Source organism: Paenibacillus sp. FSL F4-0097 (assembly GCF_038593125.1).
GTDB lineage: Bacteria > Bacillota > Bacilli > Paenibacillales > Paenibacillaceae > Paenibacillus_AQ > Paenibacillus_AQ odorifer.
Map to the genome: position 1 here is coordinate 2,801,137 of NZ_CP151965.1, position 26,858 is coordinate 2,827,994.

Here is a 26,858-nt window from a genome sequence, read left to right on the forward strand (position 1 = left end):
TCTATTCCCATGATTCTTTCATTATTCTATCAAATTTAAAATATGAAGTCATCTTTAGGGATGTAAAATATAGACAAATTGCCAATTTAATCATTATATGCAATAAAGGAGGGTTTTAATCGAGTGGAGTCGAATATAGAAGTTGAAAAGTCAAACTTTGTGCTTTATTAATTTTGTGCAAGAGGTGTAGAAGATGTATAAAGATAATTTGATGGAGAAGTTGTGCAGTTGTGGTGGCCTCATGAACTTACATATGCATTCTTTGATTTTTAATACGAAGATGAAGATTACGCATGTTCCTGTCTATACCTGCCCAAAATGCGCTAGTTATGAACCTTTGCAGTTTATTAAAGCAGATCTAGGCAAATTAGTAAAAGAACTCAGTGGAGATGATCCGGGAAAAGATTTTTTGTTTACGGAGAGAAATGAATTGGCCAGTGTATTAAAAGAATCCTTGTCAGAAACTATAATAGGGGGAATATTAGAACTAGAGGCGATAATCCGAGAGAGGATTCAGACCCGAGTCGATATGCTTCTCGATATCTATCGTTTAGCTGAGAAGCTGTCAGACCAGCATTGGATGGAAGAAACTAGTCGAAGATTGTCTCAATTAACCTTCCAAATGACTGAAAATGAAGATTATAAAAAAATTGTGTGAAAATAATGAAAATTTTTCACGGAATGTTGGATTTTTCACTCACTTTTTGTTACGATAGATAGAAGTTACATTATTGATGCTCTTGGACAGGTTAACCAGCACTGGTCACAATTTTAATCCAGGGTGACGTTTTCAGCCTTGAAAGAAATTTTGAAAGGAAAATGAAGCGTTATCATTGCACAAATGTACAAAGTGTCGTATCATATTTTTAATTAGTCGAACGATAAAATTTATCGCAATGGAGAGAGTAATTTGACGGTAACCATTTACGATGTAGCTCGAGAAGCAGGCGTATCTATGGCTACGGTATCACGGGTTGTGAATAATAACCCTAACGTGAAACCGCAGACCCGGAAGAAAGTTTTTGAAGCGATTGAACGTTTGGGATATCGTCCCAATGCCGTGGCAAGAGGTCTTGCCAGTAAGAAAACGACAACCGTTGGGGTTGTCATCCCTGATATTTCAAACTCGATTTTTGCAGAAATTGCACGCGGGATTGAAGATATCGCGAACATGTATCATTACAATATCATATTGTGTAACGCGGATAAGCGTAAAGAGAAAGAAATTCGTGTCATTAATACCCTTTTGGAGAAACAGGTCGATGGTCTGCTCTTCATGGGGGGTACAGTAACTGACGAACATATTCAAGCTTTCCAGACTTCTGCAGTTCCGATTGTTCTATGTGCTACACGGGATGAGAAGGGAACTTATCCTTCCGTTGACATCGATCATGAAACCGCTGCTTTTGATGCTGTGAACACATTGATTCGTCACGGTCATCGTGAGATTGCTATGATCAGTGGCACACTGCAGGATCCTGCAAATGGATATGCACGTTTCCATGGTTACAAGAAAGCACTGGAACAGGCAGGAATCGAGTACCAAGAGGATTTGGTACGCATCGGTAACTACCGCTATGAATCTGGTGTAGAAGCAATGAAGTATTTCCTTGGACTCAAGAAGAAACCAACCGCTATTTTTGCGGCAACGGATGAAATGGCTATTGGCGCCATTCACAGTATTCAAGATGAAGGTCTGAAGGTACCGGATGATTTCTCCATTATTAGTGTGGATAACATTCGTATGGCTTCGATGGTTCGTCCTTTGCTGACAACCGTAGCTCAGCCTATGTACGATTTGGGCGCGGTTGCGATGAGACTTTTGACCAAGCTTATGAAGAAAGAAACCGTTGAGAATCCGCGGGTTATCCTGCCTCATGAAACGATTCTCCGCTTGTCGGTTAATCATCTGAATAAGTAATTTAAGAACTGAACAGTTATTCCGTAAAAAGCTCCTTATGGAGCTTTTTATGTTTTTATTTATTAAACAAATCATCAAAGGAGGCATTTGCTGTGAGTGAAATCATCGGATTAATCGGAGCGATGGATGAAGAAATTAAGCTGCTTCTAGAAGGCATGGAGGACAAGCGGACAAAAGTTAAAGCAGGTATACAATATTACATAGGAAATATATTAGGCAAATCCGTAGTGCTCTGTAAATCTGGGGTGGGTAAAGTAAATGCAGCAGTTACGACTCAGCTTCTAATTGATAATTTTGGCGTATCCCGTGTGCTGTTTACGGGGGTTGCTGGTGCTGTACATCCTGAATTGAATATTGGAGATATTGTTATATCGTCTACATGTGTACAACATGACATGGATGCTACGGGGCTTGGGTTCGCAAGAGGCGAAATTCCTTATCAGGAGACTTCCGTCTTCCAGGCAGACCCTGCGTTAGTACAGCTTGCTGAGAAGGCATGCAATGAGTTAGGTCAAAAGTACTTGATAGGCAAAGTGTTATCTGGTGATCAATTCATTTCTAATGCGGAGATGGTAGCTGAATTAAGAGAGCAAATGGATGGAGCTTGTGTGGAAATGGAAGGGGCGGCGGTTGCCCAAGTCTGTCATATGAACGCCACGCCCTTTGTCATCATTCGCTCGATGTCAGATAAGTCTGATGGATCAGCTGAGGTGAATTTCAGAGAATTTACAGTACAATCTTCACAACGCTCGCATTCCATATTAGAATTTATGCTGCAGCATATTTAATGCTCAATACATGAAACGTTGTCTAAAACGTACTCTGTCAAAGGTCTCCTGGGAGGACATGGGCACCTCTTGTCCAATGCGAACCATTAGGCAGTTAGCGGGATGTGAACAAATTTCTGGATCATCCGTAGCATACCAAACCATATTAACCGTCTTCATCAGCCGTTCCATCATTTGGCGATAGGCCCATACGTCCAGCCCACTGCCTTTTAAATCCCAGTGCCAGTAATACTCTGTTGTAAAAACAATACAATTCTCCAATTGCTCCCGCTCAAAAGCAGTAGAAATCAGCAGCCGGCCTAGTCCGGCCCCTCTATAATCATTACTAACCTCTATCGCTCCAAGCTCAATAAGATCCTCCATCCCACCCTGTGACCATAACTCCATTTCATCTGGATAATGGAAGGTCACATAGCCTACTATAACGTCATTCTCTACTGCGGTAATTACACGGCCCTCTGGCAAGCTGGCGATCTCTACGAGCGCCTCTTGCTGCTCTAATGGCCTGCGGAAAGCATCAAGGTCCTGATGCATATGCAGGGCTTCAAGGTCCTCAGGAGATCGGGGTCCGCTCACAGTTATCGTTCTACCCATATAGGAGAGAGTATGGGAAATAGGGATTTTGCGATGCTCCATGACAGTGCTCCTTTCAGATCAAAAAAATGGTATGTAAACGCTTGCTATGGTATACTAATTCAGACATAAAAAATTCACATTCACTGCATTGACATCATTATTTAAAACATGAGTCTTACCCTTAAAGCTTAAATCAAACGAGTGAGGGAGGCAAGAGTGATGGGTCAAGTCCATAGCGAAATTTTGCCGGGTCGTGTGCAGAGCTCCAATATGTCTGATTATGCGGAGGCAGTAGCCAATTTTGAGTGGGAGGATGTTGAACGTAATTTCTCATGGTATGAAACCGGCAAGGTTAATATGGCCTATGAAGCCGTTGATCGCCATGTTGATGAAGGGCGGGGAGCGGCAACGGCCCTACTCTACAGTGACACTGTACGGGAAGAATCCTATACATTTACCGATCTGCAGGAACGGTCGAATCGGTTCGGAAATGTATTGCGTAAATATGGCATCGGTAAAGGAGATAGGGTATTTATTTTTATGCCTCGCCAACCGGAACTGTATTTCAGTCTGCTAGGTATTCTCAAAATCGGAGCCATAGCAGGACCCTTGTTCGAAGCCTTCATGGAAACAGCAGTTAAGGATCGTTTGGAGGATAGTGGAGCCGTTGCGCTGGTAACTACGCCTGAATTGCTGCATCGGGTCAAGCGAGAAGAGCTTCCGGAGCTTCGTCATATTTTTCTAGTAGGTGGAGCAACAGATATTGAGCAAGGAAACTTAGGATTCGCAGAAGAGATGGCTAACGTTTCAGCTGATCTTAATTTAGAATGGCTTGATTTGGACGATGGCCTTATTATGCATTATACATCTGGTTCTACAGGAAAGCCCAAAGGCGTTTATCATGTGCATAGAGCAATGATTCAACATTATTATACAGGCAGAGTAGTGCTAGATCTACGTCAAGACGATATATACTGGTGTACGGCAGATCCTGGCTGGGTGACAGGAACTTCATATGGGATATTTGCCCCTTGGTTAAACGGGGTAACGAATGTAGTCAGAGGCGGCCGCTTTAGTCCTCAGGATTGGTATAAGACAATCGAACGGAATAAGGTATCTGTATGGTACAGCGCACCTACAGCTTTTCGTATGTTGATGGGTGCAGGGGAGCACTCTTTACAGGGGATTGATTTAAGCAGTTTGCGCCATGTTCTATCGGTTGGTGAACCGTTAAATCCGGAAGTGGTGCGTTGGGGAGATAAATTTTACAATCAGCGTATACATGATACTTGGTGGATGACTGAAACAGGGGCACAATTGATTTGTAATTATCCGGCAATGGATATCAAACCAGGCTCAATGGGCCGTCCGTTACCGGGGATTGAAGCAGCGATTCTGGATGATCGGGGAAATGTTCTTCCACCGTTCTCTATGGGGAATCTTGCGATAAAAACTCCGTGGCCGTCCATGATGAAAACGATCTGGAACAATCAGACGAAGTATGAGGAATATTTCCGGATTCCTGGCTGGTACATTTCTGGCGATTCCGCTTATATGGATGACGAAGGATATTTCTGGTTTCAGGGACGAATTGATGATGTTATCAACTCTTCTGGTGAGCGTATTGGGCCATTTGAAGTGGAGAGCAAATTAGTGGAACATCCGGCAGTGGCAGAAGCGGGTGTAATCGGCAAACCGGATCTTGTGCGGGGTGAGATTATTAAGGCTTTTATCTCGCTTAGAGAAGGTTATACTCCAACTGCTGCTCTGAAAGAGGAGATCGCCGCTTTTGTCAAAGCGGGCCTGTCTGCACATGCTGCGCCGCGAGAAATCGAGTTTAAGGATAAACTACCGAAGACACGATCAGGTAAAATCATGCGGCGTGTACTGAAGGCATGGGAGCTGCATCTTCCGACAGGAGATCTATCCACGATTGAGGATTAGAATGAATTGTAAAAAACACCGTTCCCGGATGAATCCATGGGAACGGTGTTTTGCTGTGTAAAGTTATTTATTAATCTTTGGGCTAACGTGTCCCTGCATTATTACCTGCTGTGGGATTATTACTGCCCCCAGTACTGTTACCTCCACCGGCTGGTGTTTCCGTCGGTAGCGGGAGAATGTTACCTGGATCCTCAATAATGTCTCCTGGTGTCGTCTCAGGCTCTGTAGGCGGCTCTGTGCCAGGTTGTTGATCAGGTGTAGGAGTTGCTTCTGGTGTTGGTGTAATCCCTCCAGCAACGCTGCCAGAAGCCGTCTCATTACCTGCAACATCCACGGCGGTTACATAGAAGGTTGCATTAGCACTTGCCGGTGTACCCGGCGTGAATACCTTGTTCTCATCTGCCATGAGTATAGATTGCTTTTGGAAAGAACCTCCATTTAATGAACGATATAAGCGGTATCCCACAACATCTGCCGAGCTGCTAGCGGAGAAGCTGATGACCGCTTTACCAGTGCTATAAGAGACGTTAACATTTCCAGGAGCAGCAGGGGAAGCCCCGTCGTCCACTCGTGGATCAACTTCTGTTGGGAAATCCGTCTTGGCATCGGCTGGCATATAATACTCCAGTGATTTATGATCCTTCATCTTAGGGAAGGCAGCCAGGAGTTCTTTGACGAGTTCCTGTATCGGCTTCTCACGTTTAACGACGATTTTTTCCTTTAGGAACTCCTCTGGAGTACCTTCCAACGGGATATAATTGACGCCTTTGTAAGTAATATACTTGGCTTTGGAAATCCCGTCGTCGCTCTCTTTTGGCACATATTTTGTATTAAATATATCCGTTGTGAATTTATCAGTCAGAGATGTTGGCAGTTTGCCGCTATATGCTGAAACTGTCTTTTTGATAATTCCTTCAGGCTGTGCAAATTTGTCTGTGACGAATAGTTCCGGCTGCTTATCAATGACAGCATTCAATACTTTTGCCCATAATGTTTGGGCTTGACGTTTTTGTGTATCTCCCGTAAGGGTGTTGATTTGCTCTTTGTAACCGACCCACATTCCCAATGTGACATCAGGAGTGTAGCCCATAAACCATACGTCCCCATAATTCTGGGTAGATCCAGTCTTACCGACAATCGGAATTTCTTTAGAGTGTTTGTATGCTCTTTTTACGGTGCTGGCTGTACCCTCTGTAATTACAGTTCGCAGCATATCTGTCATTAGGTAAGCTGTTTGCTTAGAGAATACTTGCTCAGGATTAACCTTGTGCTGATAGATAATTTTGCCCTCTGAATTGACGATTTTCTCAATCATGTAGGCATCATTAAAGGCTCCCTGGTTGCCGATAGCGGAATAGGCATTGGTTAACTCTTCTACGGATACACCGTATTTGAGACCGCCTATAACCCCAGTCTGCGCGCTGTAATCATCATCTGTGAGGGTGGTGATCCCCAGCTTTTTAGTAAAGGCCCAAGATTTCTCTATTCCGACCTTTTCATTAAACAGCTTAAGCGCAGGCAAGTTGAGCGATTTGTTAAGTGCGTAACGGGCAGTGACCAGACCTTGATAGCGGTTATTGGCATTCTTGGGAATATGGAATCCTTTTCCGCCGTCTTTTAGAATAATTGGCGCGTCATCCACAATCCCGGCAGGCTGAATCAGCCCTGCATCTAAGGCTGGTAAATAAGCTGAAATTGGCTTCATAGTCGATCCGGGCTGACGGATCATTTGGGTAGCATAATTCATCTGCTCAATATTGAAGTCGCGGCCCTCAATCATGCCGAGAATGGCTCCCGTTTTGTTATCAATTAACATGCCAGCCGTCTGTTCCATACCTTTGGTTTTGCTGTCTTTAGTAAAATTATTGCTGTCTTCTGAGACACTATGCATTGCATTGTAAACTTTTTTATCAATAGTTGTGTAGACTCGATAACCGCCGGTCATGAGCTGCTGTCTTGCTTCTTCAAGTAACACGGCATTGTCAGTAGTGCTATTGGCATCCGTTGTGCCATTTTTCTCTTCATTCAATGATAGAAGGATCTCGGATGCTTTACGCTCAGTCTCCATCATCAGGTATGGATATGTAGCATAGGCTTTTTTGGTATGTGGCGCCAGAGAACTCTTGATATCAAATTTAAGGGCTTCATCATATTGAGAGGTAGTGATCTTATTCTCCTCAAGCATACGACGAAGTACAAGATGTTGACGGTCCATAGCTCTGTTGAAAGCTTTTTCGTTGAATTCACCTATGCCATTAAATGCAGAATAAGCAGAAGGGAGCTGCGGAAGACCAGCCAAATACGCTGCTTGAGCGACATTCAATTTGTCCAGATCGTCTAGACCGAATATCCCCTTGGCTGCTGCTTTAATCCCGAAAACATTGTAGCCATTCGAACCATTGCCGAAAGGAACCTTATTTAGATAAGCCGTTAATATTTCTTGCTTGGTCAAGAAGCGTTCCAATCTAAGAGAAAGTAGAATTTCTTTTACTTTACGATCTTCTGTCCGATCCAGATTCAGGAATACACGTCTTGCGAGCTGCTGGGTGAGTGTACTGCCTCCGGTCTGAACGGATTCGTTGAGAAGCTTTTGTTTGACGGCACGCAGGGTGCCTTTGAAATCCACGCCATTATGCTCATTAAAATTATTGTCCTCTATTGCGAGAACTGCATCGATAATAAGCTGGGGGATATCGTTGAATTCAATGAGCCTTCGGTCTTCTTCTGTCCGAAGCTGGCCGATCGGTGCGCCGTCTCGGAAATAAGCGAATCCGGTGATCGCATTTTGACTGACCTGCTGCTGAATCATTTCTTCGGAGCGAACAGGTTCATCCTTCACAATGGAAGCGACATAGCCTGCTACAGCACCACCGGCAAATAGAACGCCTATTATTCCAAGAATAAACATCCACTTAACTACAGAACCGAACCTGCTTAGGGCGGATCTGCGGGGTGAAGGCTTCTTAGCGTTTTTTTTCTTGTTCTCTTGAGCCATCGACGATAATTCCTCCTTTTAACGGAATTATTATAGCATAAATTGGCGTTTTTGAATGCGCTTCTACCTGATTCTCATGGTCTTAAGATTCGACTTTTGTGCAAAAATTATAAATAAAGTAATTTAGGGTATGATTTGCGAAAGCGTAATAGGCAACAAACGGCTTGGAATTTAGAATATAGACATAACAAAAAGCCCCCGGATTAATCCGGAGGCTTCGGTCATACCCGCTAAAAGCGAGATATTAACGGTTGTAGAACTCGACGATTTGTTTCTCATCGATATCCTGGGAAAGCTCGGAACGTTCTGGCAAACGGATATATTTACCTTCGAAAGATCCTTCAGCATATTCCAGGTAAGCTGGAAGGTGGTTACGGTTAGCAAGAGCTTCTTTGATGGAAGCCATGCCTTGGCTCTTCTCGCGAAGACCGATAACGTCGCCCAAGCTTACACGGTAAGAAGCGATGTCGACTTTTTTGCCGTTTACAGTTACGTGTCCGTGGGATACCAACTGACGTGCTCCAGCACGGGAGTTAGCAAATCCAAGACGGTAAACTAGGTTGTCCAAGCGGCTTTCAAGCAAGAACATGAAGTTTTCGCCCGCAAGACCTGGAAGTTTTTGTGCTTTAGCGAAGAGAGTACGGAATTGTTTCTCTCCCAAGCCGTACATGTGACGCAGTTTTTGTTTTTCCAAAAGCTGCATTCCGTAGTTACTTACTTTTCTGCGTTGGTTAGCGCCGTGTTGTCCTGGTGGGAAAGGGCGTTTCAGGTCTTTGCCTGTACCGCTAAGGGAAATGCCCAGACGGCGGCTGAGTTTGAATTTAGGTCCGGTGTAACGTGCCATGTTATAGTAGACTCCTTTATATTTGAAATTTCAGGTTAGGGCTCTATTTGCGCCGCATTTCGTATCCGTGATTAGCATTAATGGCTTCCACACTACCAGGGAAGTTCAGCCGCTGCCCTGGCAGTAACGAAATGCGTGAGGGTGACACAACGTTACGCCCAAGTAAGACTTGTTACAGTCTTGTTCAACAATAAATATTATATGAAAGTAGTATATAAAGTCAAGCGCATATTAAAAGAGTTTTTGTCATTCTTTGTCGTTAGTTCTTTGGTCCTAAAAAAAATCCCGGAAATAAGGAAAATATAATGCAATACACAAAGAAAGAGAGTAAAATATAGTTAATTAGATGTTAATTGGGAAGGTTTTTTTTCTTAAATGAGAAGCAAAGGGGATCTTCGTTATGTCAGAACAGAAAGCATACGCTTCTCAAGACAGTCGTATGCTGATACAGGACAAATTGCACACTAGTAGAGATTCCGAAGATCCCACCGCCTGGCTTAGGGAAACGGAAATAGTGTCCCATGACTTCCCATATTTGGCCAATCTGATTGCAGACAGCTTCGAGGAATGGATCGATGGGCTAGAGGCTCTACCATTCGCTAAATCATGGGATTGGTGTGTGCTGAATTTTGAAGGCAGATATTTTGCTAATATTGCCGATCAGCAAGAACGATGGAGGCACCAATGGGAGCAAGCGGCTGCAGCTAGTTTACTTTCTGGCGCAACCTCATCTGTTCAACTTACGGTGCAGGGTCAGGCTATGAGCTTTTTTACTATACCGCTCATCACTCGCGTTGACAAAGAAATTTTTGCCTTCCTGGGCTGTGCTATGCCGACACAACAATATTTAATGGGTGGACGAGATACTGCTGAGGCTATATCTTTGCAGTACCGGACCATATTCTATCATAAGTTTGAACATATTTTTGTAACTGATCTTGCGAGTGTTCATCAACATGCTGAACGTGAGAGCAATCGCCGCTCCTTGTTATTTCAGATCGTTCAGCGGATGCATGACAATATTGATGTGAACGCTGTGCTTACGGAGGTTATAGATAGCATTTCTGCAATGTACCCTGGTGCCAGGCTTGAGCTGTTTATGTCGCAAGATCACCGCAGCACTCATCCGCAGGTCAAACCTTTACCGTTTCAGATGTCCAGTGATGATGTCTGCGCTAGAGCATTTAAAGACGGCCGTGTTGCTCTGAACACCAACACTGAAGATCAACACATTGTAGAGATTGGTCTTCCGCTAGGCGGGAAGCAAGGGGTTTATGGCGTATTCCACATGGTGATGGATAACTCGATCTTTATGGATGTAGATTTACGGTTTCTCTCGATGGTGGCGGATACCGCAGGTACTGCTTTTGAGAATGCCAAGCTGTATGAACGCTCCAATCAGCTCATTCGTGAGCTGCGTATGAGTAACGAACTTACACAACGGCTGAATCAGAGCTTGCGTTTAGGGGATATTTTTCAATTTGCGTTTGAAGAGCTGCTTGAGATGTTTGGCGCTGACTACTGCTGTATTTTACATATGAACGAAGAAAAGGGCGGGCTAGAGGTTATTGCTTGCAATCATTCCTCCTTGCAAAATGAAATTTTAGAAGTAGGACAAGGTTTAGGCGGGAAGGTCTATACTACTGGGGAATCATTAATCATGTCTAACTACATAGATAATCCTAATACTACTTCTCGTTTAATGAATGCTACCGGGTCGCAGTCGCTGATTGCCACACCTTTAAGTGTAGGTGGTGAAGTGCGTGGTGCCATCATGTTGGCGCATCGCGATGCCCATTATTTTTCTTATGACAATTACAGATTGCTTCAAGCGATGGCGGGGCATATTGGACTAGCTGTAGGGAACGCAAGGCTGCATGCCGAAGTTAGACGTCTAGCGAACAGAGATAGCCTAACTGGACTTTATGCTCGTCATTATCTGGACGAAGAAATAAAGGAACGGCAGTCTACAGATTTTTGCGGTTGCTTAATCGTTGTGGATATCGATCAGTTCAAGATGGTGAATGATACCTATGGTCATCAAAAGGGCGACAAGATCTTAAAAGAGGTCAGTGAAATTGTGAAGTCCTCCATCCGTCAAGGGGATATTGCTGCGAGGTGGGGTGGAGAAGAACTGTCGGTCTATTTACCATTAATGGGAGTAGAACAGGCAGTAAATGTGGCTGAACGTATTCGTAAGCGAGTGATGAATGAAACCGAACCTAATGTAACAGTGTCCTGCGGTATAGCAGAATGGAGCTGGATGGACGAACGTGTAAGCGTCGAATCCCTGTTCTATCAAGCGGATATGGCACTGTATAAAGCTAAGAACAATGGGCGTAACCAGGTGATCGTTGACACTAAAGAGAATGGCAGCGGTGTGAAGGAATTGCCTCATAAGTAAAAGAGATAGCAGAGCAGCGGTTCTCCCGTATTTGGAGAGTCGCTGCTTTTTGTTTTGGCAGATGGCTGGCTGCTTCGACTGTGTATCTATCATCCTGCTGCGATGCATCGGACTCAGATGACGTTATTTGCGTGATTTTAGCTTTTTAAGCATGTTTTCGGACTCCGGAGACGCTATTCCTTAATAAGAGGGGCATATCGGGCGCATTTCGGATCAATAGCTGCAATGGAGTCCGTTGGCATACGAAATATCGCAAAATACTGTAATTAAGGTCAGCTGTGTCCGAAAGCGACAACGGTGCGGCGACTGGCAGCGGTAACTTCGTGAGTCTGAAGGTGGTATGTACTGACATTCGAAAGCAAGCGACGAACGCGCATAAGTTAGAGCAATGTATGGAAAACGATAGCAGCAACGTATTTGCATCTGTATAAGGCGCGCAGGAAGGGAGAACCCTATAGTGGGCTGTAAAGTAAATACTCCAAGAAAGGCCTGATGACCGTGAGAAAGTCATTGTTACTAAAGGGGTTAGTTCTTATGATTTTTACCTTGTCCTGCGTGTTCAACAGCGGTTGCAGCGTTATTAGAGACAAACCAGCCAAGAAAGATCTAAGTTTGGTGTTAGCGGGTATAACGGGCAGCGATGGGGTTACTTTTAAAGGGTCAACCATGCTTACAAAAGGTGGAAAGACCGTTCCGGAATCCATGATATTTTACGAAGGCACAGTACAGGACCATAAGAAGGTCAATCTGTATACACTGCTTCCTGATAAATCCTCATCCACAAAGAAAGCAGCTAATAGCGCTAAAGATTTAAAAAGCGGCATCACTTCTATGAAAGCTTTCCATAGTCAGCTAGAGAAAAAAGAGGGGGAATGGGTAGCGTTGACCACTGAAGGTTCATCTGAGGACGGAAATCCGCTTGCTTTGCTTAATCCGTTAAAACAGCTGGAGGAGCTGCAATCCATGGAGGCTAATGTGACTGAAGATGCGGGTGCAGGCAGAGGGACAAATGTGCTGCGGATCGAGCTGACGCCTGCTGAGGCCAGAAAGCAGCTGACTGCTGAATTAGAAAAAGAGATGCAAGACCTTCGACCTGAAACACCTGATTCGGCTGGAAAAATAACAAAGAACGATCAGGCGGTTACGCAAGCTTTAGTGGAGCTGTGGGAGAAGAAAAATAATGAATTACAGCAAAAGCTGAAACAAGCTAATGTTGAGACTGTCTACCATTTAACCGTTGATACAAAACATAATCTGCCGAGAAAGCTCACCTTAAATCGTAAGGTTACCTACTCGGAAGCGGGGAATAAATCTGATAATGAAACTTATGTATCACAGGTGAATTTTTCAGGCTTTCGTTGATTTTCACATTATCCTACAGGTCTTGCGCTCCATACAGGGCGTGCTACAATAGAAAAGCTTGCTTATTTTTTAGACAGAGGAAGGAAGAATACACAATGAAAGATCCCAGAATTCAAAAGCTGGCGGCTAACCTAGTCGGTTATTCCGTAAATGTCCAGCCAGGCGAGAACGTGCTCGTCGAAATGATTGGCAATGAAAGAGATTTAATTAAAGCAGTTGTAGAGGAAATCGGCAAAGCCGGCGGTCATGCTTTTGTACAATTAACAGATCGTACAGTCCTGCGCAGCATGCTTAAATACGCAACTCGTGAGAGTCTTCAGACATGGGCTGAAATTGACTTGAACCGGATGAAGCAAATGGATTGTTATATCGGGATTCGTGCAGGTGAGAATGTGAATGACCTGTCTGATGTTCCTGAAGAAAATATGAAATTGTATAACTCGTTGTACTCCCATCCAGTGCACAGTGAACAACGTGTGAAGCACACGAAGTGGGTAGTGCTGCGTTATCCGAATGCGAGCATGGCTCAGCTTGCGAATATTAGCACTGAAGCGTTTGAAGACTTTTATTTCGAAGTGTGTAATTTGGATTACGCCAAGATGGACAAGGCTCAGGATGCTTTAGCTGATCTCATGCGCAGAACGGATAAGGTACATATTTTGAGTGCTGGAACAGATCTTAAGTTCTCGATTAAAGGAATCGGTGCAGAGAAATGCTCCGGGCAAAAAAATATTCCGGATGGCGAGGTTTACAGCGCCCCAGTTCGCGATTCTGTAAATGGAACGATCAGCTATAATGCACCGTCAGTATATAATGGAGTGACCTTTGAAAATATCAAATTCAAATTCGAGAACGGAAAAATTGTTGAAGCCACCAGCAATGACTCCGCCCGTTTGAACGAGATTTTGAATTCAGATGACGGCGCACGTCATATTGGCGAATTCGCTATCGGGTTTAACCCTTACATTCTTCACCCGATGAATGATATTCTTTTTGACGAAAAAATCGCAGGCAGCCTGCACTTTACGCCAGGACAAGCATATGATGTTACAGATAACGGTAACCGCTCCTCCATTCACTGGGATCTTGTGTTGATCCAACGTCCCGATTATGGCGGCGGTGAAATTTATTTTGACGATGTATTGATCCGTAAGGATGGAATTTTTGTGTTGCCGGAACTCGAAGGTCTGAATCCTGAAAACTTGAAATAAAATGTAATAACAAGAAAACTCCTTGCACAAGTAAGCGGATTCAATGTATCATAAGAAATGATAACAAAAGACTAAAGTTTTATAATCAAGTTGCGGAGGGATTTCTATGTCCAGTAACAATGCGGCAATTGTCGATATTGCCCAAACGGCAGGCCAGTTCAACTCTTCAATCGTTCTTCAAGCGGACAACAAGTACATTGATGTTAAAAGTATCCTTGGTTTGTTCACTACTTTGGTATCCAGCCAAAGCTATGAGCTTCATGTTCATGGGGCAGATGCTGAAGAAGCTAAGAAGGCAATGACTGAAGTGTTTGCAAAACACGGTTTGAAATTCACAGTTGTTGCTGAGTAATAGTCGTGCTAAAAACGTCCTACCGGTTTTCGGTGGGGCGTTTTTTCTAGAAGTAGATACGAAACTTGATAGGATAACGCAGCAGGTTCTTTTAAATATATGGTTAGTATAAACTGAATTGTTGTATTGATACCGGATTTCGTCTAATATTAAGTAAAATAGTAAAAGCAGCTTAACTTTTGGACATGGGGGGGATAGAGGCATGACTTCATCGGAATTACAGGAACAGTATAATCTTAAAGCAATCAATCTTCTACAAGAAGATGCCGATAAAATTCAGCAACTTATAGAAGTGCAGATGGAGAATCTGGCAACACGCTACTGCCCTCTCTATGAGGAAGTGCTGGATACCCAGATGTACGGTTTCTCCAGAGAAGTGGATTTTGCGGTTAGAGCAGGTTTGGTCCCAGAGATTACTGGTAAGATGGTACTAAGTAAGCTGGAGCGTAACTTAGCAGTACTCTACGAGGCTTTGAACAACAAAGCGAAGGAAGAATAAATATCGGTTTCTTAAGTATTTATAGAAGCGCACATGAGGACGAATCGCTCATGTGCGCTTTTTGTTGTGTACAATGGTTAATAATGATTATACGAGATAGAAGGAGACTCCTAAAATCAGGTAGACCGTTAATAACAAGAGACCCTCATACCAGTTAGTTGAGCCGTCCTGAGTAATTGATTTGGCAATAAAGACGGCTACACCGATGGCGACAATTTCGATGGTCGTAAAAACTATGTCCATTGTATCACCCATGAAATAACTGGCGAAGATTAGGACAGGTGCTACGAACAGGGCGATTTGCAGACTGCTTCCAACCGCAATTTCTACTGCCGCACCGATTTTGTTCTTCATGGCCAGCATAATGGCTGCACTATGCTCTGCGGCATTACCGATGATGGCTACGAGGAACGCACCTACAAACAGCTCGCTGAATCCGAAACGCTCTGTCAAAGTCTCTAACGTTCCTACCAGCCACTCACTCACGAAGGCTACCATTACAGTGGCAAGCACGAGATAAAGGATGGATTTGTTTTTGGACCAAGCAGGGGCATGTTCATGAGCTAATTCTTCTTTACCCTCTTCTGTAACGTCCTCTAGATGTTTCTTATGCGTGATCATGGAGAAGATTAGCCAAGCTATGTACGAAGCGATGAGCAGCCCGGCAACGATTAAACTGAGCACATCGGTATCCTTCTCCGTAATAGAGTGGGTGGTAAAGAACATAGCGGGAACAAATAAGGCAATGACGGCAACGATCATCAGGGAGCCATTCATTCCGGCAAGGGTTACGTTGAAGTTCTGAACTTTGAACTTCATCCCGCCGGCGAAAATACTCAATCCTAGAACAAGCAACAGGTTGCCGATAATAGAACCGGTAAGACTGGCTTTGACCATGTCGAACAATCCTTCCTTAACCAGGAAGAAGGCAATGATTAGCTCAGCAGCATTGCCGAAGGTGGCGTTTAGGAAGCCGCCCAGTCGTTGTCCGGCATAATGAGCTACACTTTCAGTGGCCCGGCCGAGAAAACCAGCCACAAACACCACAGCGATTGCTGATAGAATGAACTGCAGGGTATGATCCCAATCGGCATAATGGCCGATCGCACTAAGGATAAAGGCGATACCCATCAGTGATGGTGAAATCCATTTTTTCAATGTGAAGGCACTCCTATCTATGTATTTAGATTGAATTCATAATCAATATACCCAAATTGTTCCTAGGTGTAAACGAGAAAGCGATAAAGTGATTTGCTTTTTAGCCTGTTTTGGAATTACAATAATTGATAATGAGTGTAGGGGGGATATGGCATGGCAGAACAACTTCAACTGGAAATGGGAAATATACGAATTTCAAATGACGTCGTCTCAAAAATTGCCGGTTTGGCTGCCTTGGAGACTCCGGGAATTGCAGCCATGTCTGGTGGCCTGTCAGAAGGCTGGGCGAAACGTCTAAGCGGTAAGAACGTTCAGAAGGGCGTTACCGTTGAAGTAGGACAACTGGAAGCAGCAGTAGATCTACGAATTATCGTTCTCTATGAAACACCGATCCACGAAGTGTGCCGGATGCTTCAGCAGAACGTACGTGAAGCTGTGGAGAGCATGACTGGACTTCATATTGTTGAGGTAAATGTCAAAGTTGAAGGCGTAGCTTTCAAGAATGATGAAATCTCTTAAAAAACTTGTACACAAAAAAGCAGTCCAAGGTTAATTCCCTGGGCTGCTTTTTTATGTGTAAATTCCCTAACCTCCGGCTTTATAAAGCTTACCGGGAACGAACCTGTCTAACCGTTGTTACAGATTTCGTTACTTCCTCTTTGGCAGGAAGGTTGGTTTCTCTTGAGATGCTTAGCATAATTCCCATGCACAGCATGCTGACAAGGAGTGAAGAGCCCCCGTAGCTGATAAACGGCAAGGTAACGCCGGTAAGAGGGATTGTATTGGTTACACCGCCGATATTGACAAAGGCCTGAATGGCTATGAGGCCCATAATCCCAATTCCGACGAGCGTACCAAAGGGATCCTTACACCTTAAAGCGATTAGAATACCTCGCCAGATAAAATACAGATATAACATCAAAAATATGGAGGTCCCAAGAAAGCCGAACTCTTCACCAATTACGGGGAAGATAAAGTCCGTATAAGGGTATTTTAGATAGTCCAGCTTTTGAATGCTTTTGCCGAAGCCGGAACCACTTACTCCACCTTGGCCAAGAGCGGTTAAGGATTGAATAATGTTATAACCATCACCCTCAGCAACCTGATAAGGATCTAAAAAGGCAACGATACGACCTTTTCTATAATCCTGAGTGTCAGTGGCTTTATCGGATGGAGATAAGGAATCAATCGCTGCTTTGGCGCCTATAACTAGTCCTACACCCAGCACTAGCAGTGCTATAGAGCCCAGAATATGCTTCATGCTGGCACCACCGGCATAAATAACAAGTCCGCTGGTAGCTACGAGAATAAGGCAAGAACCTAAATCCGGCTGCATCATTATAAGTCCGGCAACAATACCCACGATGACCATTACAGGGATATATCCTGTACGGAAATCTCTAAACCGTTCACCTTTTTTGGTGATGAGTGCTGAGATATACAGGATAATCGATATTTTGGCTAATTCGGTGGGTTGAATTCCAAGTGTTCCGATACTAAGCCAGCTCTTGGCACCATTAATTTTTTCAGAGAAGGCTACCACGAGCAGAAGTATAACGGTGATGATAAAAATAGGTACATACCACTTCTTAAACTTACTGTAGTGAATGTTCATAGCTATAAACATAACAATGGTTCCGAGTACGATCCAGATCACTTGGCGTTTAATGAAAAATAGAGGGTCATTACCGAACTTCGAGCTTGCTAAGGTTAAGCTTGAGCTAGCACTGAAGACCATGACTAGACCGAAACCCACAAGTAGTAGTGTTAAGATAAGTAGTTGGAAATCGGGTGTTCCTCTTTTGGGCAGGCTGACATTTTGTTTCGTCGTTCCCTTTCTGTTACTCAAGCCTCTAACAGCTGCTTTAATTCAAGAATCCGCTTAGCAGCAGTGTCCAATACTGGTTTTGGCACCGGAGATTCATATTCCAGGCCATGAGGGAAGGTTGCTTTTCCTAAGTATACGGCTTCAATTGCAAGTACGGCATCAGACTTCTCTAGTTTTCCCTCGACAGCGCGAGTGTTAATGCGTAGGAAGTATTCGCCACCATCCTGTGGGTCTTCAATTTTGCAGTCGTAAGTGGCACGATAGTATTCCCATTGCCAGCGGATGAAGCCAGCTTTTGTGGCACTCTCGTCCAGATAGAGAAGATCACTCTTCAATCCTACGAGGCCCGTGTTCTCAAAAATCATAGCACGCATATCCCCCTTATGAAGTATAATGATGAATTTCTGATCCGATTGCTGATGTTCTACCTCATGATAGTATGTTTCTAAAGGTTGTGCAAGAGTAGGCAGTGCCTAACAATACCCAGTTTTTTGCGTTTCTGCTACAATAAAAGAATTATAGTCGTTCGCGGCTGGAACAAAGTGAACAGGACTGCTATCGCTTGCTATGGATGCGGGTTTATCGAGAAGGGGATGGAGAACTTATGAAGAGCTTAGCGGTTGATTCGCTCATGCCGGAGATCGTGGAATGGAGACGCCATTTGCATCGTCATCCGGAGTTGTCTTTTCATGAAAAGGAAACGTCAGCGTTTATAGCAGATAAGTTAGCCAAATTCGGAATTGAAGTCAGAAAAAGCGGGACAGGGTATGGTGTGCTTGGCATACTACGGGGAAAGCGGCCGGGGAAAACTGTGGTTCTTCGTGCGGACATGGATGCCCTACCTATTAAAGAGGAGAACAAGAAGGATTACGTTTCGCAAAATGAAGGGGTAATGCATGCTTGTGGACATGATGGCCACACTTCTATACTGCTCGGTGTAGCCTCTTACTACAGCAGCCGGCTTGAGGAGCTGGAAGGGGAGCTGCGTTTTCTTTTTCAGCCCGCAGAGGAAGTATGCCCAGGAGGGGCGCAGGGAATGATTGCCGAAGGCATGTTAGAAGGAGCGGATGCGGTGTATGGTCTGCATCTGTGGACTCCATTGCCTATGGGAACTGTAGGGAGTGCTCCGGGACCGTTGATGGCGTCTGCGGACGAGTTTTTTATAGATATCATTGGCAAAGGCGGACACGGCGGCATGCCGAACCGTACCATTGATAGCATCGTGGCGGGAGCGGCGCTGGTGACCCAGCTCCAGAGCATTGTAAGCCGCTCTGTGAACCCGCTGGAGCCTGCTGTACTCAGTGTAGGAACCATTCAAGGGGGATTCGCCCAGAATGTCATTGCCGAGCAATGCCGGATCACAGGGACAGTGCGGGCATTCGACGAGGAGACACGGCATTTGATACGCCAGCGAATCGAAGAAATGACCGTTTCTATTGCCAGCGCTTACGGGGCAGAAGCTAAGATAGATTACGTAATGGGATATCCTCCCCTCGTAAATCACGATGGTGAAGTTCAGCGGTTTTTCGAGGTGGCCCCAGCGGCTTTAGGAGAATCTGTTGAGGTGATTCGGATGGAAAAGCTGATGCCAGCTGAGGATTTTGCCTATTATGTTAAGGAGATTCCGGGCTGCTTTATGTTTGTGGGTGCAGGAAATCCGGATAAAGAGGCTGACTATCCACATCATCATAGCAAATTTGATTTTGACGAAGATGCCATGCTGCACGGAATGAAGCTGCTCATTGCTATGGCGAATTCCTGTATGCGTGAGAACACAATCGTATAATTTCGTTTCATAGAGGAGAACCTATTCCCATAACATGGAGATCATGATTAGGAGGGTTCATTCTTGAAGACAGTGAAAGAGGTTATGACGAAGGAGCCTGCAACGGTTACGCTGCAAGATAATGTGTATGAAGTTGCCGTGAAAATGCGAGATTATGACACTGGATTTATACCTGTTGTTGATAATGAAGAACATAAGACACTGATCGGCGTAATTACTGACCGCGATCTCGTGATTAGAGGTTATGCGGCTAAACATCCTGGTTCAACCTCAGTGGAAACTGTAATGAGTAAAGAGATTCAGACCGTCTCGGAGAATACTTCAGTAGATGAGGCTGCAGAGTTAATGGCTGGCTGGCAAATCCGCAGGCTGGCGGTGACACGTGACCAGAAGCTGGTGGGCGTAGTGTCGATTGGAGATCTGGCTGTGCGCGACATTTTTGCGGATGAAGCTGGTGAAGCACTCCATGATATTTCGCAGCAGCATTTACATTAAATAGTCAGATAGGGAAGCTCATGACCGTTATGCGGGGATGGGCTTTTTCCTGTTATATGAAAATAAACAAAATTACATAGCGCAAGCTTAAATTACAAGAACACTAGGGAGGAAAAACTATGAATGGATCAGGAGCTTGCATCGTGCGCAGGGACCGGACAATTTTACTGGAATGTGCTCATCCGGATTTTGAGGTGGCAAGGAAAAAGCTAGGGACCTTCGCGGAGCTGATAAAAAGTCCTCCTGCTTACCATACCTACCGAATTACCCCGTTATCTCTTTGGAATGCGGCTGCGCTTAATTATACTGCTGAGGAGATTATCACTAACCTGCATCACCTTGCACGCTGGGGTGTTCCCACAGGACTGGAGGAGGAAATCGAAACTCTTTTGTCCAGATATGGAAAGCTGACTCTTCATGGCCAAGAGACTCGGAATGAGGTCGTTATGTTAAGAGCGGATGCTCCTGAGCTTTTGGATGAATTGAGTGATGAACAAGGTCTAAAAGCGTTGGGTCTACTGAGAATAAATCCTCTGGAATGCTCGTGTCCTGCGGAGAATAGAGGGCTTTTGAAACAAGAGCTGATGAGATTGGGTTATCCAGTTCTCGACTACGCCGGATATCATGAAGGGCAAGCGCTTAGCTTGACCTGGAAGGAGAATTTCGATACCTGCAAGGCTGATACGGCAAACGATTCATTTGGCTTACGTGAATACCAGCAGGAGGCCGTTCAGTTGTTTCAAGGGACAGAAGGACAAGGGGGAAGCGGTGTGGTGGTGCTGCCTTGTGGCGCAGGGAAGACAATTGTAGGAGTAGCAGTACTTGAAAGTCTCCAATGTGAAACTCTGATTTTAACTTCAAATACAACGTCCGTAAGGCAATGGATGGATGAATTGCTGGAGCGAACAGATTTGGCCGGGGAAGCAGTGGGTGAATATTCCGGTGAAAAAAGAGAAGTGCGGCCAGTTACCATTGCCACCTATCAAATATTAACCCATCGTTCGTCCAAAGACGGTCCGTTTCTCCATATGAAGCTGTTTAACGAACGCAATTGGGGCTTGATTATATATGATGAGGTTCACCTGCTTCCAGCGCCTGTATTTCGGGCTACAGCAGACATTCAGGCTACACGTCGACTGGGGCTTACAGCCACTTTGGTTAGAGAAGACGGGAAGGAAGGGGATGTGTTCTCTTTAATCGGACCGAAACGCTACGATCTGCCTTGGAAGGAGCTGGAGCAGCAGGGCTGGATCGCTGAAGTGGAATGTGTAGAGATCATTGTGCCCATGAATCCGGAGCTTAAACAAGAATATATGTACGCGGCGGCAAAAGAAAAATTTCGTATGGCTTCATGCAATCCTGCCAAAGCTGAGATTGTAGCCAAGCTTCTAAAGGTCCATGCAGGCTCTTCGGTACTGGTTATTGGACAATATCTCGACCAGTTAAGTGAACTGGCTAACAGGATCGGGGCACCTTTAATTACCGGCAAAACGAAGCAGCGTGAAAGAGACGAGCTATATGCGGCTTTTAACGAGGGAGATATACAGGTACTGGTGGTGTCGAAAGTAGCGAATTTCGCGGTGAATTTACCTGACGCGTCGATTGCTATTGAAGTCTCGGGAGCTTATGGATCACGGCAGGAGGAAGCTCAGCGACTAGGTCGAATCCTCCGTCCAAAAGCGGGAGAGAATAAAGCCTATTTTTATACACTGGTATCTGAAGATAGCCGGGAACAGGATTTCGCTTTGCGCCGCCGGATGTTTTTGACTGAGCAGGGTTATGAATATGTCGTTAAAAAGATGCCGAGTGGAGAGGAGCGAACCATTCATTGAACCAGCTATCAACAGAAGCATTAGAGGTCTTAAAGCGGTTATGTGCAGCTTATGCTGCCCAGCCGTTTGAAGAAGGGAAAGAAGAACGATTGCGCCCTGTGGCGCTTTGTCGTGCTGAGCAAAAGCTTGCAATGAACGAATTGCGCCGCGAGGGGCTGTTAACTGCAAGGCATAAAATTTTGGGCGAAAAGCTGTATCAGATTCCTGTTGATCAGCTGCCGGCAATTGAACAAGAATTTTTCCCGTATCAGCCGCAATTCGTTGCCGGGCATTTAGTGAGTCTTACCATGGAGGCGGGGGCCGGACTGGCGATAGATCTGTTTCGGGCTTTGCTGTTCACCGCTTGGGAAGGATTGCCGCTGACAGCCAAGGGGATTATTCATAAAAAGCACCTAAACCGCTTAGCGGCGCAGCTCTCTTTTGGCAAGGAGCATTTGCAATGGCTCTCCGTGGGTTCTCTTTTAGAGGAACAGAAAACTCTTTCTGTCATTGCGACGGTGGATATCCTGCTGTTTCTTGGACTTATTCGCAGGCAGAGCGCCGGGTACACGCTTGATATGGAGCTATTGGATCGTTGGCTGCAGCTTCCTGAAGCGACGATGAGTGACATTCTCTATGGAATTGTAATTAATCGCTGCGGATGCGTGGGACCTGCCGATCAACATTTTCGTTATATAATCTCAAATGCAGATTTTATCCCCGGGAAATGGATAATGCTGCCCGCGCTATTAGACTGGATGATGGATGCTAATCTCACAGGTACCGTTGCCCGTAATGAGCTTGAACAATCAAGTTTGAACTGGTTACGTTGTTTAACAGGTTTTGGCTGGTGTGAGCTGGGAGAAACCGCTGAGGGTATGTTGTGTTTTTGCTGGACCGCTGCTAAGCCAATGTTATCTGCTGAGAGGGGATCATTCGCTGCTGTTGGGTCTGGAGATACACAGGAACAGTTTATTGTGCAGCCGGATTTCGAGGTGCTGGTTCCACCGGAGGTCCCTTATACTGTTCGATGGACACTGGCTGGCTGCGCTGAGCTCCAGCATAGTGATACGATATGGAGCTTCCGGCTGACGAAAGAGAGGTTGGAACTTGCAGCTGAGCGTGGAATGTCACCGAATGACATCATCTCATGGGTAAGTGAGCATGCACTAGGCGGGCTTCCTTCGGTGGTTCAAATGTCTCTTGAGCAATGGGCAAAAAGCATTGGCCGTACCTCACTCACCCAAGTAATTATTTTGACCTGTCAGACGGAAGCAGATGGAGCTGCTATCGCAGCTCACCCGCGTTTACAGGAGAACCTTGAACGTATCGGTCCTTTACATTTCATAGTGGACCCGCAATGTATGGAACAGATACGAAAAGAGCTGTACTCCGCGGGGTTAGCGCCTTCCAGAATCATTGGAGGACAGGTAGAGGAAACAAACCTAGGGTGGTGTTTGTTTCCTCATGAAACAGGAAACCCCGAAGCAATGTATGTTCTTCCAGAGCTGAATGTAGAACTAGGATTGCTGTCCAAAGGGAATCCTTTTCTTAACCTGCCGGTTATTGCTCCTGAACAGGAGGAAGAGATTCTATTCGGTGGAGAAAATGTACCGCAGATCTGGAGCAAAGAATGGCGGCATTATCATAGCTCGACTGCACAAAAGGTGATGGAGCAAGGGTTAAGATGGGGAGTCAAGGTGCGTTTTGCACTAAAGGATCAGATGTTAGATTTTATCCCTTCACGCATAAGTGGGAATCCATGGAGAGTTTCCGGACAACTGCTCTTTCATGATGGTGAAACGGTTGAAGATATAGAGCTCACTCCGGAAGACTGGAAGGAAATGAAGTTAGTTATTCCCAAAGGACGAAGAAATTCCTCTTCTGCTCAAGCGAGTGATTATGGTATGATAGAAAAGTCTACTGAATCGGTAGATCATTAACGAAGAAAAGAGCTGAGTTCATGAGCGTAGCTGAAATAAATACGGTCGATATGGCTGAAGTACTGACATACGCCTATGAATTAGGCGATATGATTAATCAATCCGCCGAGGTGTCGGATTACTTATACTGGAAAGGGCGGGTTGATACGAACCCCGAAATTCAGGCCATGGTCAAACGACTTCAGACTAAGAAGGAGCTGTTTGAAGAAACACAGCGTTTCGGACATTTCCACCCGAATTATCATTCAGCAAAGGATGAGGTTTCGGCAGTAGAAGCGGAACTGGAGCAGTTCGAAGAAGTTGTTCGTTTCAAGCTGGCAGAGAAGACCCTTGACGACATTCTGCATTCCATGTCGGAAGCGATTGCTTTTTCAGTATCAGATAGCATTAAAGTACCAAGTAATGATCCTTCCCCTAAAGGTGGATGCGGCAGCGGGGGAAAATGCTCCTGCGGATAAGCTTCCCTTAGGATTTAGAGAGAGAAAGGCGGTTTAGCTTATGTTTGCGGAACGGACAGGATACATCATTTGGGTAAGTGACGTTAAAGCGGCACGTAACCTTGAGAAATACGGAACATTACATTATGTTTCTCGGAAAATGCATTATGCAGTTATGTATGTAAATGCAGAACGGGCCGAGGAAGTTATGAAGAATGTCCGCAGACTCTCCTATGTACGAAAGATTGAAAGATCTTATCGTAACGAAATTAAGACAGAGTATACTAGTAATGGACCGGACAAGTCCCGTAATTACAGTATGTGATTCCAGGAGATAAACAGGCGCTTAAACAGCGCCTGTTTTTTTTATGCTTATTTACAAAAAAAGCCATTACTCTCAAGGGGAGAAACTTGTACAACTTTCGGCAATGAGGTAAGATGACAACATTAAGTGCATACTAAGACCCTTATGGTGGAGTGTGATGATGATGCGCAACAAGGGGATGGATTGGCCCAGCACTTATGAGCCCTTCCACATCATGCTGAACGATTACAGGGTCGCCGACATCGTTATAACAAATCATGCGAAGAGCCGTTATATGGACCGCATCAGCAATGGTGCAAGCAATGCCGAAGAGGTCGCTGCATGGATGTGGCAGTGCCTAATGCAGAATCGGATCAAGCCCTTTTCAAGCAGTGATTATAACGCATATTTAATTGACGATGACTCTGTAGTAATCGCTGAGTTTACGGAATTGACAGGTGAGAGAGATCTCTCAGGCCAGCCATTATATTCTATGATCATCGTTTCGTTTCTTGGTAGAATCTCGGTGATGCCACAGCTGAGAGATTTAAAGACCTATTTTTCACTGCTGCGTAATTCTCACCGTACAAAGCTGTCGAAGAAGAAGCGAAGACGCAAATAGTCTATAAAGAAACGGGCAAGAGGCATGCGGCGAGTCTGCATGTCCTTTTTGAAAATATAAGAATTTATATACTGCACAATTATAATATTCTTAGATTTCTACGGGAAACGATTGTCGTCTTTAAAGGACGGCAACGACGTTTCTTCTTGTAATATAAGGAGTTGCGAAGCATGAACTTTCACCAGCTGCATATTTTTTATACGGTCTCCGAGCGGGGAAGCTTCTCGGCGGCGGCGCAGACTTTACATATGACTCAACCAGCTGTGACCATGCAGGTACAGGCGCTGGAGGATTATTTTGGCACCAAATTGTTTAATCGTTCCACCAAAAAAATCGTACTCTCTGAGGCAGGGCACACTCTAATGCCATACGCGCTACGCAGTATTCAGCTGATGCGAGAGACGGATCAAGCCATGTCAGCATTCACACATATGCTGGAAGGGAGATTGCAGCTTGGGGCGAGTCTTACGATAGGAGAATACGTGCTGCCACGGCTGTTAGGCCCTTTCGGAAAGCAATATCCTAATATTTCAATTATGATGAAAGTGATGAACACCTCGCAAATTATGGAGGAAATCCTCAAGCATCAACTGAATTTTGGTTTAATTGAAGCCCCGGTCACACATCCGGACATGGAGATCGAGCCCGTGATGGGGGATGAGCTGAAGTTGATCGTGCCATATGATCATCCACTTGCGGAGCAGCAAGAGGTTACCTTGGAGCAAGTGCTTCAGCATCCTTTTGTATTGCGTGAGCAGGGCTCAGGAACACGGCGTGTGATGGAAGAGCAGCTGTTCTCCAAGGGACTTGATCCGGGAACAATGAAGATCGTGATGGAGCTTGGAAGTACGGGAGCTGTGAAATCAGCGGTGGAAGCAGGTCTTGGCATAACGATCATATCGACCTCTTCGGTTAAGCATGAAGTTGCGCTTGGACTGTTGAAAATTGTGAATATCTCCGATGCCTCTTTTAAAAGACAATTCTACGCCATTCATTTAAAATCAACATTGCTGCCAATTTCTGCAGTAACCTTCCTGACTTATTTGCGTGAGCATTCGAATGAAATCTGATAGTTAAAGCGGGGGATATCACAATGTCAATTGTTCTACGTGGAGAAAAGCTAGTATTGCGCGATATTACAGAGGCTGATTTTCAGAAGCTTTATTATCACTATCATGAAGCTGAAGACCGTGAACACTTGAAATGGGATGGTCCTTATAAATCTTTGGCACATCAAAGATTCGAAAAGTTTACCGAGGACTACATAGGTCATTTGGCGTTAGTTGAGACGGAAACCCCGCGTAACCTGTTGATCATAGAAATAGACGGCAAGGTAAAGGGGAAAGTAGGACGCTACTGGATATCGCAAGAAACCAACTGGATGGAGATTGGTATAGTAATCTTTGATTCTAGTTATTGGTCAGGTGGTTACGGTACGGAAGCGTTTAAGATGTGGATAGATTATTTATTTAATTCTCTTGATACAGTCCGTCTTGGAATAGGCACCTGGTCAGGGAATAAAAGAATGATCGGGTTGGCAGCGAAATGTGGCATGGTGGAGGAAGCTCGCGTCCGTAA

At 44.8% G+C, this 26,858-nt stretch carries 24 protein-coding genes and 1 pseudogene; 19 read left to right on the forward strand and 6 right to left on the reverse strand.

The features are described 5' to 3' along the window. The first annotated feature begins 193 nt into the window (after nt 1–193). The 3 genes from MHH86_RS12505 (at nt 194) to MHH86_RS12515 (ending at nt 2,709) form a co-directional block, all read left to right on the forward strand. Nucleotides 194–658 (forward strand): hypothetical protein, encoded by a 465-nt coding sequence (locus tag MHH86_RS12505; protein ID WP_036686138.1) that lies wholly within the window; start codon nt 194–196, stop codon nt 656–658. Between the two features lie 252 nt (nt 659–910). Then, the gene (gene ccpA, locus MHH86_RS12510; protein ID WP_036686140.1) at nt 911–1,921 is read left to right on the forward strand and encodes a catabolite control protein A; all 1,011 of its coding nucleotides are present in this window, start codon (nt 911–913) and stop codon (nt 1,919–1,921) included. 92 nt (nt 1,922–2,013) lie between these two features. Beyond that, nucleotides 2,014–2,709: a 5'-methylthioadenosine/adenosylhomocysteine nucleosidase gene (locus MHH86_RS12515; RefSeq protein WP_036686141.1), complete on the forward strand. Its 696-nt coding sequence runs from the start codon at nt 2,014–2,016 to the stop codon at nt 2,707–2,709. A 3-nt stretch (nt 2,710–2,712) separates the two neighbouring features. Here MHH86_RS12515 and MHH86_RS12520 read toward each other — a convergent pair whose 3' ends face one another. Next, nucleotides 2,713–3,345: a GNAT family N-acetyltransferase gene (locus MHH86_RS12520; protein ID WP_036686143.1), complete on the reverse strand. Its 633-nt coding sequence runs from the start codon at nt 3,343–3,345 to the stop codon at nt 2,713–2,715. Between the two features lie 159 nt (nt 3,346–3,504). On the opposite strand from MHH86_RS12520, the gene acsA reads away from it, so the two are divergent. Then, complete coding sequence (gene acsA / locus MHH86_RS12525; protein WP_036686145.1) at nt 3,505–5,229, forward strand: acetate--CoA ligase; 1,725 nt, start codon at nt 3,505–3,507, stop codon at nt 5,227–5,229. 82 nt (nt 5,230–5,311) lie between these two features. On the opposite strand, the gene MHH86_RS12530 is transcribed toward acsA, so the two are convergent. Both MHH86_RS12530 and rpsD read right to left on the reverse strand, forming a co-directional pair. After that, nucleotides 5,312–8,224 (reverse strand): transglycosylase domain-containing protein, encoded by a 2,913-nt coding sequence (locus MHH86_RS12530; RefSeq protein WP_051491442.1) that lies wholly within the window; start codon nt 8,222–8,224, stop codon nt 5,312–5,314. 244 nt (nt 8,225–8,468) lie between these two features. Beyond that, entirely contained in the window at nt 8,469–9,068 is a 600-nt protein-coding gene (rpsD, locus tag MHH86_RS12535) for a 30S ribosomal protein S4 (protein WP_036686147.1), read from the reverse strand. A 400-nt stretch (nt 9,069–9,468) separates the two neighbouring features. Between rpsD and MHH86_RS12540 the strand changes: the two genes are divergently transcribed. The 5 genes from MHH86_RS12540 to MHH86_RS12560 all read left to right on the forward strand — a co-directional run bounded on the left by MHH86_RS12540 (nt 9,469) and on the right by MHH86_RS12560 (nt 14,896). Next, the gene (locus MHH86_RS12540) at nt 9,469–11,472 is read left to right on the forward strand and encodes a sensor domain-containing diguanylate cyclase (RefSeq protein ID WP_076317090.1); all 2,004 of its coding nucleotides are present in this window, start codon (nt 9,469–9,471) and stop codon (nt 11,470–11,472) included. Nucleotides 11,473–12,006: 534 nt separating this feature from the next. Beyond that, nucleotides 12,007–12,834: a hypothetical protein gene (locus tag MHH86_RS12545; protein WP_036686151.1), complete on the forward strand. Its 828-nt coding sequence runs from the start codon at nt 12,007–12,009 to the stop codon at nt 12,832–12,834. A 95-nt stretch (nt 12,835–12,929) separates the two neighbouring features. Further along, on the forward strand, nt 12,930–14,045 hold the full coding sequence (locus MHH86_RS12550; RefSeq protein WP_036686152.1) for an aminopeptidase: 1,116 nt from the start codon (nt 12,930–12,932) through the stop codon (nt 14,043–14,045). Nucleotides 14,046–14,151: 106 nt separating this feature from the next. Beyond that, nucleotides 14,152–14,397: an HPr family phosphocarrier protein gene (locus MHH86_RS12555; RefSeq protein ID WP_036686154.1), complete on the forward strand. Its 246-nt coding sequence runs from the start codon at nt 14,152–14,154 to the stop codon at nt 14,395–14,397. A 202-nt stretch (nt 14,398–14,599) separates the two neighbouring features. After that, nucleotides 14,600–14,896, forward strand: a complete 297-nt coding sequence (locus MHH86_RS12560) for a YlaN family protein (RefSeq protein ID WP_036686156.1) — start codon at nt 14,600–14,602, stop codon at nt 14,894–14,896. 87 nt (nt 14,897–14,983) lie between these two features. Here the strand turns inward: MHH86_RS12560 and cax are convergent, their stop codons facing one another. Continuing rightward, nucleotides 14,984–16,054 carry a calcium/proton exchanger gene (gene cax, locus MHH86_RS12565; RefSeq protein ID WP_036686157.1) on the reverse strand — a complete coding sequence of 357 codons (1,071 nt, stop codon included), beginning with the start codon at nt 16,052–16,054 and terminating at the stop codon, nt 14,984–14,986. 153 nt (nt 16,055–16,207) lie between these two features. On the opposite strand from cax, the gene MHH86_RS12570 reads away from it, so the two are divergent. Continuing rightward, nucleotides 16,208–16,573, forward strand: coding sequence for an Asp23/Gls24 family envelope stress response protein (locus MHH86_RS12570; RefSeq protein ID WP_019911482.1), 366 nt, complete (start codon nt 16,208–16,210; stop codon nt 16,571–16,573). 88 nt (nt 16,574–16,661) lie between these two features. Here MHH86_RS12570 and ftsW read toward each other — a convergent pair whose 3' ends face one another. Both ftsW and MHH86_RS12580 read right to left on the reverse strand, forming a co-directional pair. Then, entirely contained in the window at nt 16,662–17,903 is a 1,242-nt protein-coding gene (gene ftsW / locus MHH86_RS12575; protein ID WP_081383704.1) for a putative lipid II flippase FtsW, read from the reverse strand. Continuing rightward, a complete protein-coding gene (locus MHH86_RS12580; protein ID WP_036686159.1) occupies nt 17,900–18,247 on the reverse strand; it encodes a YugN family protein in 348 nt (115 codons plus the stop codon). The genes ftsW and MHH86_RS12580 overlap by 4 nt, the downstream gene beginning before the upstream one ends. A 239-nt stretch (nt 18,248–18,486) precedes the next feature. Between MHH86_RS12580 and MHH86_RS12585 the strand changes: the two genes are divergently transcribed. From MHH86_RS12585 to MHH86_RS12625, 9 genes and pseudogenes are all read left to right on the forward strand, one after another. Beyond that, nucleotides 18,487–19,668, forward strand: coding sequence for a M20 family metallopeptidase (locus MHH86_RS12585; protein WP_076099565.1), 1,182 nt, complete (start codon nt 18,487–18,489; stop codon nt 19,666–19,668). Nucleotides 19,669–19,731: 63 nt separating this feature from the next. Beyond that, the gene (locus tag MHH86_RS12590) at nt 19,732–20,163 is read left to right on the forward strand and encodes a CBS domain-containing protein (protein ID WP_036686162.1); all 432 of its coding nucleotides are present in this window, start codon (nt 19,732–19,734) and stop codon (nt 20,161–20,163) included. A 119-nt stretch (nt 20,164–20,282) separates the two neighbouring features. Beyond that, nucleotides 20,283–21,995: a DNA repair helicase XPB gene (locus MHH86_RS12595; protein WP_076317089.1), complete on the forward strand. Its 1,713-nt coding sequence runs from the start codon at nt 20,283–20,285 to the stop codon at nt 21,993–21,995. After that, nucleotides 21,992–23,917 (forward strand): helicase-associated domain-containing protein, encoded by a 1,926-nt coding sequence (locus MHH86_RS12600; protein WP_076317088.1) that lies wholly within the window; start codon nt 21,992–21,994, stop codon nt 23,915–23,917. Before MHH86_RS12595 ends, MHH86_RS12600 begins: the two co-directional genes overlap by 4 nt. A 20-nt stretch (nt 23,918–23,937) precedes the next feature. After that, the gene (locus tag MHH86_RS12605) at nt 23,938–24,375 is read left to right on the forward strand and encodes a YlbF family regulator (RefSeq protein WP_036686168.1); all 438 of its coding nucleotides are present in this window, start codon (nt 23,938–23,940) and stop codon (nt 24,373–24,375) included. A gap of 40 nt (nt 24,376–24,415) precedes the next feature. Next, entirely contained in the window at nt 24,416–24,679 is a 264-nt protein-coding gene (locus MHH86_RS12610; protein WP_036686170.1) for a YlbG family protein, read from the forward strand. Nucleotides 24,680–24,842: 163 nt separating this feature from the next. Next, a complete protein-coding gene (locus tag MHH86_RS12615) occupies nt 24,843–25,280 on the forward strand; it encodes a hypothetical protein (protein ID WP_036686574.1) in 438 nt (145 codons plus the stop codon). Nucleotides 25,281–25,450: 170 nt separating this feature from the next. Further along, nucleotides 25,451–26,350, forward strand: a complete 900-nt coding sequence (locus MHH86_RS12620) for a selenium metabolism-associated LysR family transcriptional regulator (protein ID WP_038570298.1) — start codon at nt 25,451–25,453, stop codon at nt 26,348–26,350. A 23-nt stretch (nt 26,351–26,373) separates the two neighbouring features. Next, a pseudogene (locus MHH86_RS12625) lies at nt 26,374–26,826 on the forward strand (GNAT family N-acetyltransferase); the annotation flags it as partial. Between the last annotated feature and the right edge of the window lie 32 nt (nt 26,827–26,858).